This window comes from Deltaproteobacteria bacterium (assembly GCA_016219225.1).
Taxonomy (GTDB): Bacteria; Desulfobacterota; RBG-13-43-22; order RBG-13-43-22; family RBG-13-43-22; genus RBG-13-43-22.
On sequence record JACRBX010000059.1, the window covers coordinates 1 to 11,822 of the forward strand.

14 protein-coding genes and 1 pseudogene are annotated in these 11,822 nt (G+C 48.8%); 4 read left to right on the forward strand and 11 right to left on the reverse strand.

The window, feature by feature from the left end; genetic code table 11:
• On the forward strand, window positions 1-140 hold a 140-nt coding region (locus HY879_05125; GenBank protein MBI5602718.1), incomplete at its 5' end, for a transcriptional regulator.
• 112 nt (window positions 141-252) lie between these two features.
• Here HY879_05125 and HY879_05130 read toward each other — a convergent pair.
• The 11 genes and pseudogenes from HY879_05130 to HY879_05180 all read right to left on the reverse strand — a co-directional run bounded on the left by HY879_05130 (window position 253) and on the right by HY879_05180 (window position 8,265).
• A pseudogene (locus tag HY879_05130) lies at window positions 253-725 on the reverse strand (YaiI/YqxD family protein).
• A 384-nt stretch (window positions 726-1,109) separates the two neighbouring features.
• Window positions 1,110-1,445 (reverse strand): AzlD domain-containing protein, encoded by a 336-nt coding sequence (locus tag HY879_05135; protein ID MBI5602719.1) that lies wholly within the window; start codon window positions 1,443-1,445, stop codon window positions 1,110-1,112.
• A complete protein-coding gene (locus tag HY879_05140) occupies window positions 1,442-2,140 on the reverse strand; it encodes an AzlC family ABC transporter permease (GenBank protein ID MBI5602720.1) in 699 nt (232 codons plus the stop codon). The genes HY879_05135 and HY879_05140 overlap by 4 nt, the downstream gene beginning before the upstream one ends.
• 20 nt (window positions 2,141-2,160) lie before the next feature.
• Entirely contained in the window at window positions 2,161-2,940 is a 780-nt protein-coding gene (locus HY879_05145; protein ID MBI5602721.1) for an enoyl-CoA hydratase/isomerase family protein, read from the reverse strand.
• A 62-nt stretch (window positions 2,941-3,002) separates the two neighbouring features.
• Window positions 3,003-4,148: an acyl-CoA dehydrogenase family protein gene (locus tag HY879_05150; GenBank protein ID MBI5602722.1), complete on the reverse strand. Its 1,146-nt coding sequence runs from the start codon at window positions 4,146-4,148 to the stop codon at window positions 3,003-3,005.
• Entirely contained in the window at window positions 4,148-5,029 is an 882-nt protein-coding gene (locus tag HY879_05155; GenBank protein ID MBI5602723.1) for a 3-hydroxybutyryl-CoA dehydrogenase, read from the reverse strand. Before HY879_05155 ends, HY879_05150 begins: the two co-directional genes overlap by 1 nt.
• Before the next feature lie 66 nt (window positions 5,030-5,095).
• A complete protein-coding gene (locus HY879_05160) occupies window positions 5,096-5,752 on the reverse strand; it encodes a flavodoxin family protein (protein ID MBI5602724.1) in 657 nt (218 codons plus the stop codon).
• 98 nt (window positions 5,753-5,850) lie between these two features.
• The gene (locus tag HY879_05165; protein ID MBI5602725.1) at window positions 5,851-6,261 is read right to left on the reverse strand and encodes a MarR family transcriptional regulator; all 411 of its coding nucleotides are present in this window, start codon (window positions 6,259-6,261) and stop codon (window positions 5,851-5,853) included.
• A 731-nt stretch (window positions 6,262-6,992) separates the two neighbouring features.
• Window positions 6,993-7,424: an ORF6N domain-containing protein gene (locus tag HY879_05170; protein ID MBI5602726.1), complete on the reverse strand. Its 432-nt coding sequence runs from the start codon at window positions 7,422-7,424 to the stop codon at window positions 6,993-6,995.
• A 75-nt stretch (window positions 7,425-7,499) separates the two neighbouring features.
• Window positions 7,500-8,030: an ORF6N domain-containing protein gene (locus HY879_05175; protein ID MBI5602727.1), complete on the reverse strand. Its 531-nt coding sequence runs from the start codon at window positions 8,028-8,030 to the stop codon at window positions 7,500-7,502.
• Window positions 8,031-8,034: 4 nt separating this feature from the next.
• Window positions 8,035-8,265, reverse strand: coding sequence for an ORF6N domain-containing protein (locus tag HY879_05180; GenBank protein ID MBI5602728.1), 231 nt, complete (start codon window positions 8,263-8,265; stop codon window positions 8,035-8,037).
• 577 nt (window positions 8,266-8,842) lie between these two features.
• Between HY879_05180 and HY879_05185 the strand changes: the two genes are divergently transcribed.
• From HY879_05185 to HY879_05195, 3 genes are all read left to right on the forward strand, one after another.
• A complete protein-coding gene (locus HY879_05185; protein ID MBI5602729.1) occupies window positions 8,843-9,499 on the forward strand; it encodes a GntR family transcriptional regulator in 657 nt (218 codons plus the stop codon).
• 102 nt (window positions 9,500-9,601) lie between these two features.
• On the forward strand, window positions 9,602-10,906 hold the full coding sequence (locus tag HY879_05190; GenBank protein MBI5602730.1) for an ABC transporter substrate-binding protein: 1,305 nt from the start codon (window positions 9,602-9,604) through the stop codon (window positions 10,904-10,906).
• 24 nt (window positions 10,907-10,930) lie between these two features.
• The gene (locus HY879_05195; protein MBI5602731.1) at window positions 10,931-11,821 is read left to right on the forward strand and encodes a branched-chain amino acid ABC transporter permease; all 891 of its coding nucleotides are present in this window, start codon (window positions 10,931-10,933) and stop codon (window positions 11,819-11,821) included.
• Window position 11,822: the final 1 nt, after the last annotated feature.

An 11,822-nucleotide genomic window follows, 5' to 3' on the forward strand; every position in this document is an offset into this window, starting at 1 on the left:
CCTTCGCCAAGCTCCTCGGAGTTTCGGTAAGGACTCTGCAGGAATGGGAACAAGGGCGGAAAACGCCTTCCGGGGCTGCCTCCACGTTACTCAAAGTGGCTGCCCGCCATCCTGAAGTGCTGCAGGAGTTGGCGGCTTAACTTAAGCAAAAAATTATGGCGAATTCGCCATAATTGAATTCGGGAGTGTGGACCTGTTCCCAGATGCCAAGGAACAGCCGTCCCCCTTTACAGCGAATGGCTCCCCTATTTCTCAATTTTCAACCTTGTCATTTCGAATGCTCCGACGGATGGATTGAATCATGTTGTTGAGCTTTTCAAGAAAACGCGCCCGGTCACGTTTTGTTAGAGGTGGCGGCCCGCCCGTTATTTCTCCTGCGCTGCGCAGCTCGGACATCAGGTCCCTGCTGGCTACTGCCATGCCGATATTGTCTTCGGTGAACGGCTTGCCGGTTAAACCGATGACCCGGGCACCTTTTTTTATACAGCGGCTGGCCAGCGGAATGTCGGCCGTGACCACGATGTCGTCAGTTTGCACGTGTTCGACAATCCAGTCATCGGCTGCATCGAACCCGTCTTTTACAACTTCAAGTGCGATCCATCGTTCATCCGGGACCCGCATCCGGGAATTTGCCACCAATGTGCTTCCAGGCGAAAACGACCGGCAACGCGGTACACCTCCTGCTTGACCGGGCACGCATCCGCATCTACAAAAATGTGGAGCAAACCAAAATCCTCTTCTCTTTCTTTGTTTCAGCCTTTCCCCATTTCTGTTCTCTGGATCAGGGTAAGGGCAGTATATCCCTTAAAACCCTATGGGAAAAGGAATCTCGCCTATTCCGGTGTTGACCCGAAAGGACTCTAATTCTCTTTTTGACGAATTCCTCATAAAAGTCCATGATACGATGACTTGATGAGGGATTGCAAATGCTGAATAAAAAAAGTCTGTCGGAATTGTTTGCCTCCGTCCGGTTCGAAAAAGTTCCTGAATGAAATGGACAACGTCGCTTTTAACAGGGCAAGGATAGTCTAATGCGTCAAAAGCTTTTTCTCGTCGGTTGTCTTTAGATCGGCAGATAATTCGGGACGCTTCCGGGAGATAAAAAGGTGTTATTTGAAAACAGTTTGTACGAGTGTCATATATAAGGCTGTTCCTACCCCAATGCTAAGAAGCACATTTCTTTTCCAGTGATGTAATACCGTGATAGAGAAAATAGCGGCTATCTCTGGAAGCCCGAACGATGGGGATTGTAAATTGACACCCCTAAGGCAATATACCACCAGCAAACCGATTACTGAATAAGGTAAGACCTTACCGAGATAGGTAAGGTACGAATGATGTTCTTTGTTGTCAGGAAATATAATAAAAGGCAAAAACCTTGTTGTAATTGTGCTAAGTGCTACCATGAGAATAATAATTAAAGTCTGAATAGCGGTTAAGGTCATCGTATGCCTTCTTCGGAGAGTTTATTTTGAAATATGGTCAGTACCGCCAATATCGCAATCATAGAAGGGATAATAAAATTGTTTTGTCCAAAAATAGACAAACAGATGATGGAGCATACAACGCCGATAGTCGCAGATTTGCGGTTATTCTTTTTTTCCCATTGCCCTACAAATATTGCCACAAAAAGAGCAGTTAATACAAAGTCAAGCCCTTTAGTATTGAAGGAAATCATATAACCTATAAGACCTCCAAGAGCAGATCCTATCACCCAATAGCTATGGTTAAGTAGTGTAATAAAAAACCAGAACCAGTTTCGGTTTACTCCTTCTGGGGAATTAGTGGTGCTGATGATGGAGAATGTTTCATCACACAAGCCAAAGATAAGATAAGGTTTAAATTTACCCGTACTCTTGTATTTTTCCAGCATTGAAACACCATAAAACAAATGCCTTGCATTTATCATTAAGGATAATAGCAAGGCGGATAGAGGATTAAAAACGGATGTTAAAAAAGTAATCGCCGGATATTGTGCGGAGCCTGCAAACGCCATTAAACTAAATAATACAGTCCAGCCAACTCCATAGCCCCGGCTATTCATTAAAACGCCATAAGCAATCCCCAAAAAAATAAATCCTGTTAATACCGGGAGGGTGTGAGGAAAAGCGGCTTTGAATGCTTTCGTTAGTTCATTCAATCTCTGTTCCACCCGCCAAATCATGGTTGGAACACGGGTTGACGTTTTTCCTTGAAGGCCAGCATTCCCTCCCGGGCCTCGGCCGTTCCCCAGAAAAATGTGAGCATCTCCACGCCCATCTCGGCGCTGGAGGATAGCAAGTCGTAGTAAACGTTGTGCATTTTCTTGCCCAGGGCCAGGGCGGTGGGGCTTTTAGACACCAACTCTTGGGCCCAAGCCTCCGTTTCCCGGTCAAGCTCCTCGGCAGGGACCGCCTTGTTGATCCAGCCCATGCCCTCCGCCTCGTGCGCCGTGTACAGTCGGCACAGATAGGTGATTTCCCGGGAACGTTTTTCGCCCACAAGTATCTGCAGATTTTGAGGTACACCGAAGGCAGGCATAGACCCTACCCGGGGGCCGGCCTGGCCGAACTTGGCCTTTTCCGAGGCGATGGTCAAGTCACAGGCTATATTTAGTTCATTGCCTCCCCCCACGCAGACTCCATGGACCGAAGCGATGATCGGTTTGGAGATGTGGCGCACGGTGTCAATCATGGCCTTGAAATCCATGAGATAGGCGCGCCGCCGGTCGGGACCGCCCTGGGTGAGTTCCAGAAGTTCTTCCAAGTCTCCGCCGGCGCACCAGGCTTTGCCGGAACCCTTCAGGATGACCACGCGCACCTCGGGATCGGAATCCGCGCGTTTCATTGCGGCCGTCAGTTCCCTGACCAACTCAAGGTTCAAGGCATTGAATACCGCCGGGCGGTTAAGGGTAATGTTACAGACTGCCCCTTCAGTTTGGTATATGACCGTTGAATCCATCTTCATTTCTCCCTATAAAACGCACCTTATATATTTTGCCAATGGAGCTGTATCCACGGCCGCTAACCCATGAGGCTCTTGGCAACTATGGCTCTTTGTATCTGGTTGCTGCCGTCGAAAATCTGAATCATCTTAGCGTCCCGCATCATTCGTTCCACCGGAAAATCTTTCATAACGCCATAGCCGCCCAGGATTTGCACGGCATCGATGGTCACCCGCATAGCGATATCCGAGGCAAAGCACTTCGTCGCCGAAACCAGGCGGCTTCTCATTTTTTTGTTACCGTCTCCTGAATCCATAAAAGTCGTTGATCGGTAAAGCAAGGCCCGGGCTGCTTCCACCGGGATTGCCATGTCAGCCAGCATGAATCTTATGGCTTGCATGTCCGATAGAGGCCGACCGAATTGAATGCGCTTTCCGGCATAATCCACTGCATAATCAAGGGCGCCCTGAGCCAGGCCCACAGCCATGGCACCGGGGCCGTACACCCTCATATCCGCTGCGCTGGTGCTCAAAATATCCCATCCCAAGCCAGGCTTTCCGATCAAATTTTCACGGGGAACCATGGCATCTTCAAAAATCAACTCGACCAAATTCGCCCCCCTGAGTCCCAGCTTGTCCTCGTGCTTTCCCACTCTGAACCCAGGTGTGCCCTTTTCCACCACCAAGGCTGAAAGGCCTTTTTCCCTCTCTCCTTCTCCGGTGCGCACGAAAACCAAGATGAAATCGGCAATATCTCCGTTGGTGACAAAAATCTTGGTGCCGTTTACCCGATAATGATCCCCTTGCAATATGGCCGAAGTTCGGATTGACGCGGATTCTGATCCGAAATTGGGCTCGGTTAAAGAAAAGGCGTTGACCTTGTCTTCCACTGACATGGCGGCGAAAAACCGCCTTTTTTGCTCTTCACTGGCCCATTGCTTCAGAATTTGGATCAACGCCTGGGTGACAAAGAAGATCATGGCCGTGGAGGCATCCACCTGGGCAAGCTCTTCCACCACCAAGGCGATAGTCGTATGATTGGCTCCGATACCGCCATATTCCTGAGGCATGGCCATCTTCAGCAGGCTGTTCCTGGCAAGAAGCTTCACAATCTCTGGCGAGGAATGGCCGCTTGCATCGGCTTTAGCGGCAAGAGGCTCTATCTCCTTCCTGCTCAATTTGGTCACCATATTTCTGATCATATTTTGTTCGTCGCTGAAGTTCATTACGTACTTCCCCCGCTCTTGGATTGCGCACCGCTGTAGTCATAGACTCCTCTGCCGCTTTTTCGCCCCAGATGCCCGGCTTTAACCAACTTTACCAATAGGGTGGCCGGCCGGTATTTATCCCCCAGCTCACGGCGGAAAGTGTTCATACAGGCCAGCAGTATATCCAGCCCGAAGGCATCGGCTGCGGCCAAGGGGCCCAGGGGAAGACCAAGGCCCCTGGTGCAGCTTCGATCGATCTCCTCGGGGCTGGCCAGCCCCGTCTCTATGGCACAGAAGGCTTCGTTGACCATTGGAAGGTAGAGGCGATTGATGAGGAAGCCGGGTGAATCGGCCACGGTGACCGTTTCTTTGCCGCATCTTCCCAAGAAATCGATCACGTTTTGGTGAGTATCATCGGAAGTGTCGATTCCACGCACAACTTCAACAAGAGGAGTGAGGGCGGCGGGGATCAAAAAATGGGTGCCGATGCATTTGGCGGGGCGTGAGGTGGCAGAGGCGATTTCTGTGATCCACAAAGTGGATGTGTTGCTTGCCAGGATGGCTTCTTTGGGGCTAAGATCGTCCAGGTTCTTAAAAACCTGTTTTTTTACCTGGATGTTTTCATAGACCGCCTCGATGATGAGGTCGGCCCCGGCCACGGCTTCGCCCATGTCCGTCCCCATCTTCATACGTCCCAGGGCGTCATTAACATTATCCTTGATAGTCTTGCCTTTTTTTACCTGCTGGGTAAAAAATTTTTCGATCCTTTTTCTTCCTTTATCCACATTCTCTTGGGTCACGTCATACAAGTAAGATTGAAAACCACTCACGGCGCATACTATGCCGATTTGGCTGCCCATGGTTCCCATACCCGCCACTGAAACTTTTTGTATTTTCATTGGATGAACCACCTCTTTTTACCCAAAAAATGATCAAAGTCTGACTACTTGGAGGCGCAAGATGTCTTAAGGCCTTATTGATTTTTGGTGTATCAGCTCATGCAGCTCCACGGCGCGGGAGAGATGGGCTTTTGCCGAGGCGAGCCCGGCTTGATCTTCATGTACCCTGATACGCATACCACGTTCAAACTTGCCTTCACCATGGATACTGGCCATAGCCGAGGCGCCCATAGGGCTGATAGATGAATGAATGGTGGCGGGAATCATGTCCAGGGTGATAAAGGCGTAAAGATGGGAAAGGTGGGTGGTCTCCATTCCCCCATGCCGCAACCAGGACACGGCGGCGCTGATTCCGATTTTATTCCGTAGCCTTCCACCAGCCACATTACCGAAAATAAATACCCGAAGGCGGTCGATAAAGGAGGCCATCATTCCGCTGGTTCGCATGAAATAGACGGGACTGGCCAGTATGATGATATCCGCATCTTCAACCTTCTCAAATATGGCCTGTGCGTCATCTTCAAGCGAGCAGTATTTCCCGGCCTTTTGTTTTGAGAGGCAGAAATTGCAGTGAAGGCAATTTTTTATTTCCATTTCAGAAAGATCGACGGTTTCCGTCTGGAGTTTTTTTTCTGAAGCCATGGCCATAATCGACGCTAAAAAAGAATTGACGTTTCCGTTTCTTACCGGACTTCCGGAAATCCCCAGAATTTTGCAAGACATGTTAACCTCCTAAAAACCATTTGGGTGGGTTGTTTGCTCCAGGATATTGGATATTGTGCAAAGTTTTTTGCATGAAGCCCCGCGCAGGGTGATCCTGATTATTGCTCCAGTCTTGACAGAAAGGACTGCATGGTGTTCCATTCCTGTTGAGTAAATTTATTCAGGAATACTTGGTTGGTTTTCTCGAAAAGCTCCAGGGTGGAGGCTCTTTTTTCTCTGGCATAAGGCGTAAGATAGATGCGCAGAGAGCGGCGGTCCCTGTTGTCCGGCTTCCTTTCGATCCATTCATCTTTTTCCAGGCGGTCCAAAAGACCGGTAATGGTCGCGCGATCCTGGCAGGTTTTCTCCGCAAGTTCACTCGGCAACAGCCCTTCCTCTTCCATAATGGCCACTATTAAAAAGAACTGACCGTGGGTAAGCCCGAGAGCGGCAATCTCTTCACGGTATGCCCTTGTTACCACCCTCACGGTTTTACCCAATTGAAAGCATAAGCAGTCTTTAAACGGCATCACGTCACCCTTTTCCCCGTAAAATGAGATGGAGCGGTCAGCCGTCAGCTTTCAGTTATCAGCAAAACCCTCTATTCTTAATGAGTTAGCTGAAGGCTGATCTCTGAATGCTGAATGCTTCATCCGGAAATTTTGAATTTCCGGATGAGAGTTAATTAACATACAAATAATTTAAACGCAAACTAAAATAAGCAAAAAGTACGGTCAAGGAGAAAAAAAAGGCAAAAGGCAGGGTGACAAAGGGGGCCTCTGAAGAAAACTGGACTGTGGAGGGCTGGACTTTACCAAAATGGGGAAAAGGAGAAAAAGAAGGGCTGAACTTCTCCCCCTACATCCCGAATTTTCCTTAAACGGAGGAGTGATCTGCGGAAGCCCCGAAATCCTGATCAAAGGCCTCCTCATAGAAAGGAAACTGGGAATTCGAGAATCATGGGGACGAGAATCATGGGGACGTTGTCCACCAGGTTCAGTAATTTTCTTTCTATTTTTTCAGTAAACGAGCCATCCCAAAGAAATTGACAAACACCATAGATTTTCCTTTCCCCATTGACAATCTGGCCTTCCAACCATTTAGAACCGAAGAAAGCATGGCCACATCCTGATCGGTGAAACCCATGGGCTAATATTTGGGATGTAACCTCCCTTTAAGACGCCAAATTGGCTCCTTAAAGAATCATATTCTGCCCGGTTATTTCAACGGCCGGATCGGGCATATTTGGCCTGCTTCTCTTTCAGATGAAACCCGATTTTCCTTTCGGGGTCTCCGGTGGAGCCATGAGATGTCGGATAGCTTCAAAAACCACCCTAAATTGGCCGTCGTATTTTTTCTCCATCAGCTCTATTTTCCGCCTCAACTCCTCATGGGTAGCTAATATCTCCCTCAACCGGGTAAAGGTCCGCATGATTTGGATATTGACTTGAATAGCCCTTTGACTATTTAGAACGCTCGACATCATGGCTACCCCGTTTTCGGTAAAAGCAAAAGGCAGCTTTCTGGTACCTCCCCATCTTGATGTTCCAAATTGGAAGATCAAGTTTTTAAGTTCTTGATTCGTCAACTGAAACATGAAATATTCAGGAAACCGATCCAAATTACGCCTAACCGCCTTATTCAGATTTCCGGTTGTAACACCATAGAGAATAGACAAATCCCGGTCGAGCATGACCTTTTTGGCCCTAATGATAAGGATTTTGCTTCAATGATTTCCTGGGGTACTAATTCTTTTTCTTCCATCGGGTTACTTTTTACCATAGCCGGCCTGTTTCTCTTTCAGATGGAACCCGATTTTTCTTTTAGTGATCTTCGGTGGGGCCATTAGCTGCCGGATAGCTTCAAAAACAACCCGAAATTGTCCATCGTATTTTTTCTCCATCTGCTCGATCTTTCGCCTTAAATCCTCATGGGTGCTCAAGATCTCTCGCAGCCTGGTGAAGGTCCTCATGATCTGGATATTCACATGGATAGCTCTTTTACTGTTGAGGATGCTGGACAGCATGGCTACTCCGTTTTCGGTGAAGGCATATGGCAGGTATCTGACTCCTCCTCTTTTTGAGGTGCCAAAATGGCACCTCAAACTTTCGAATTCCTCGCTTTTTATTTGAATTAAGAAATCTTCCGGGAATCGGTCGATATTCCGTTTAACTGATCTTTTAAGAGCCTTGGTTTCTACTCCATAAAGTTCTGCCAGATCGGCATCCAGCATCACCTTTTGCCCTCGGATCAGAAAAATCTTCTTTTCAATGACTTCGAGTGGGATCAGAGGTTCCATCTGTTTACCTTCGAATATATCTAAGAGAGTTCAACAAAGCGGGGACCGCCTTGGAGGTCACAAATTGTGACCTCCAATTATTCAACTCTTCCTGTGTCAATTCAAACATAAAATCATCTGGAAATCTTTTTGGATTTCTTTTAACCGCTCGCTTGAGTTTACGACGGCCATCCCAATTCAATCTTGATGTCGCAAAATGCGACTTCAAATTTATAACTTCTTGATAGATAAGGATAAAGGTAAAGGGTCAAAAGCACCTTGAATCTATTTTTCTAATAAAATCAATTTGCTTTAAAGTTGGAACTGTTTGATTTGTAGGATTATTTGTAAAAACAAGATAATAAAATCAACTTTTTCCAGGAAAGTCAATGGAAAAGTTGGGAGAAAGATATTTTTGGCACGGATTTCACGGATTACACGGTTCAAACCATGGGGTATCCCTCGATCCCGTTTTTTAAGTCTGGATTGAGGGATGATCAACATCCGCCTTCGGCGGAGGCTGGTCTCAAGAAAAAGGGAAGCCCCTTTTCTTGTGAAATGAGAGGGTAAACCGTGTAATCCCAGTGTCAGGCTTTGTGTCTGACCCGTGCCTAAATATCCCTTTGATTGGTCTATTTTCAGGCGTCCTGGTACCCCAATGGGTCATGAGGGTTTAACACGAAAATAGATTTTGGGGACGGATTCACCAAAGTCCCATAAAACAAAAAATCCCTTGACTTTAATCCCGGATCCTCTTACTGTTCTTGAAAATTTGATTAAATTTTGGATTAAATATTTCGGGCCGGCACGGGCCGATAGGCATTAAGAGGATCATGAAATCAAAAAACGACGAGGCCTACAAGGCTATCAAGAATCTCATTTTCACCAGCCAGCTTTTTCCGGGACAGAAGATCATCTACCGGGACCTGGAAGAAAAACTGAAGATGAGCAAGACCCCGATTATCAATGCCCTGATGATGCTGGAACGGGATGACCTGGTGGTTTCCAAAAAGAACCGGGGGTTTTATATCCGGGTGGTCAATCGCGAGGAAGCGGAGAAGATTTACGACCTGCGCCAGACCTTGGAAGCCATATCCATAGAAAAGGCCATCAAAAATTACACCAAACAGGATTTGGCGGTTCTCAAAAGATGGATCGATGAGTACGAAAAATACGATGCCAAGGTCTACGATCAGAAACGCTGGACACTCGATTCGGCCATCCATCTGCAGATTTGCGCCATGGGCAAGAACCCCTTCTTTGTCCGGATGATGGAACAGTTTTATGAGAACATCTATTTCATGTTAAAGGTCATGTTTCTGCAACCGGCCGTGGAAAAATTCAAGAAGGATCATCAGGGGATTTTCAAGGCCATTCAAAGCCGCGACACCGGGAAGGCCAAGAGCCTGATCCGGGAACACTTCGAGGTTTCCCGTAGTCTTCTTATTGATAAGAATTTTTTTGGCTGGAAAGAAAACAAGAAGAAATAATATAAAAAAACTTGACATATAAAAAACTTGATACTATTTTGGATCAGATTTTGGATCAATTTAATAACGCGTAACCTGATTCTTTAAAAAGAGGAGGAAGCCATGTCAAATGACCAAAACCATTCCGTCTGGGACCGATTTCTTCCGATCATCAACCGTCGCGATTTTATCCTGACCACCCTGGCCACCGGGGTCATGGCCCTGTTACCCCGCACGGTAAGCAGTCAATCCGCGCAGCCCTACCGGATCGGTGTCCTGCTGCCGACAACCGGATCCGGAGCCAATTACTCGGAGCGGCCCATAAAAGGGCTACCCCTGATCGCCGCGGAGATCAACAAAAGAGGGGGACTGTCGGGAAAGCACCCCATCGAGCTTTATTTCCGGGACACCCAGACCAAACCCGACGTAGGCGCCCGGGAGGCCCGATCCCTGATCCTCAACGAAAAAGTCAAAACTATTATAGGCACCTGGAGCAGCGCCGTGGCCATGGCCGTGCAAGAGGTGACCCATGAGCACAAAGTCCTTCACTTGGCCGCCACCAGCAACAGCTCAAAAATCGTCCATGAAAACTATACCCCCTATTCCTTTCTGTTCGGACCCGACAGCCGGATGCAGTCCAATGCCACCGTCGTGGCTATCGCCAAGATGATTAAAGCCAAGGGCTGGAAGACCTATGTCACCCTGGGCCTGGATTATGAATGGGGGCGGGACGCCCAAAAGGTCTTTGTAACCAGTCTGGGTCAGACTTCGCCGGAGACCAAGCTCACCAAGGAATTCTGGGCCAAGCTGGGGGAAACGGATTTCACCTCCTATATCTCGGCCATTATGGGCCTGAAACCTGACTTCATGTTCGGGGCCATTGCCGGTAAAGATAATGAGACCTTTCTCCAGCAGGCCAAGGCCTCGGGACTCTTCAAACGGATCGTCTATCCCGGGGTTTTCCTGCCGGTCACGGAGTTGATGCAGCAGCGCAAGACCCTGCCCAGGGGAATCGTCGGGCTGGCCCGCTGCCCTTTCTTCGCCCATATGGACAACCCCATGATGCAGCAGTATGTCAAACTCTACCAGGACAAATTCGGAAAGGCGGATTATCCCGACGACTTTGCCTGTATGTACTTTGACGCCCTGAACGCCCTGGACCAGGCGGCCGCCAAGGCCAAATCGATTGATACCGAAACCCTCCGAAAGGCCTTGACCGGAGCCACCATCAATACCTGCCGGGGAAGATTGGCCATCAGGGACTGCAACAACCAGTTGGATGCCCCTTCCTATGTAGGAGAGGTGGTCGATGTCCCTCAATATCCCTTCCCCATATTTGACCCGAAGACGCTGCTGGTAATCAAGGGCGATGAGGTTTGGCTGCCTTCCTGTGAGGAGGTCCGCAAACTCCAGAAAAAGAGGTCTTAAAAGGGTCCGCAGCGGGTCTCGGTCATGCCGGATATCGGTTCTCTCTTCATTCAGCTCTTCAGTGGCCTCTCCCGGGCCATGATGCTTTTTCTTTTGTCCTCCGGGCTGTCGCTGATCTTTGGCGTGATGAACATCCTCAATTTTGCCCATGCCACCCTGTGGCTGGTATCGGCCTACCTGACCTACTCGTTCTTCCAGTTCTTTTCCTCCTTTTGGGGAACCGAGCCCTGGGTCCTGATACCGGCCATCACTCTGGCCACGGGGATCATGTTCGTCTTCGGGATGGTCATCGAGCGCTTTCTGATCCGGAGGATGTACCCGCGGGAACTGCCGGAGCAGCTTCTTCTGACCTTCGCCCTGATCCTCATCCTGGGCGATTTGATCAAACTCATCTGGGGGGTGGAGAACCGGCGGATCATCCTGCCCATCGAACCCATGGAGGTGATGGGGTCTTTCGTAAACCCTTACTTCTTTGTGATCATTGCTTCGGGCTGCCTCATTGCCCTGGGGCTGTGGTGGTTTTTACATCGGACGAAATACGGCAAAATAGTCCGGGCCGCCGTCTATAACCGCGACATGGTCAGTGCCCTGGGGATACGGATCCCGGCCATTTATGCCGGGGTCTTCGGCCTCGGAGTGGGATTGGCCTCTTTAACCGCCGGTGTCTTTCTGCCCATCATGCCTTTGAGCCTCGGGATCGACATGGATCTGATCATCCAGTGTTTCGCCGTCGTGGTCATCGGCGGCTTCGGGAGTATTCTGGGGACTTTTATAGCCTCTCTCATCGTCGGGATTATCTATTCCTTTTCTATCCTGATCTGGCCCGACGGGGCACTGGCGGTTATTTTTATCATCCTGGTGACCGTCCTGATCTGGCGCCCCTGGGGTCTTTTCGGAACGGAGATGCGTTATTAGA

Excerpts from the sequence above, each read along its gene's own strand:
- HY879_05195 (MBI5602731.1), top strand. The coding sequence starts at position 10,931 with ATGCCGGATATCGGTTCTCTCTTCATTCAGCTCTTCAGTGGCCTCTCC.
- HY879_05175 (MBI5602727.1), bottom strand. The coding sequence starts at position 8,030 with ATGGAACCTCTGATCCCACTCGAAGTCATTGAAAAGAAGATTTTTCTG.
- HY879_05135 (MBI5602719.1), bottom strand. The coding sequence starts at position 1,445 with ATGACCTTAACCGCTATTCAGACTTTAATTATTATTCTCATGGTAGCA.
- HY879_05160 (MBI5602724.1), bottom strand. The coding sequence starts at position 5,752 with ATGTCTTGCAAAATTCTGGGGATTTCCGGAAGTCCGGTAAGAAACGGA.
- HY879_05165 (MBI5602725.1), bottom strand. The coding sequence starts at position 6,261 with ATGCCGTTTAAAGACTGCTTATGCTTTCAATTGGGTAAAACCGTGAGG.
- HY879_05170 (MBI5602726.1), bottom strand. The coding sequence starts at position 7,424 with ATGCTCGACCGGGATTTGTCTATTCTCTATGGTGTTACAACCGGAAAT.
- HY879_05190 (MBI5602730.1), top strand. The coding sequence starts at position 9,602 with ATGTCAAATGACCAAAACCATTCCGTCTGGGACCGATTTCTTCCGATC.
- HY879_05155 (MBI5602723.1), bottom strand. The coding sequence starts at position 5,029 with ATGAAAATACAAAAAGTTTCAGTGGCGGGTATGGGAACCATGGGCAGC.
- HY879_05150 (MBI5602722.1), bottom strand. The coding sequence starts at position 4,148 with ATGAACTTCAGCGACGAACAAAATATGATCAGAAATATGGTGACCAAA.
- HY879_05185 (MBI5602729.1), top strand. The coding sequence starts at position 8,843 with ATGAAATCAAAAAACGACGAGGCCTACAAGGCTATCAAGAATCTCATT.
- HY879_05145 (MBI5602721.1), bottom strand. The coding sequence starts at position 2,940 with ATGGATTCAACGGTCATATACCAAACTGAAGGGGCAGTCTGTAACATT.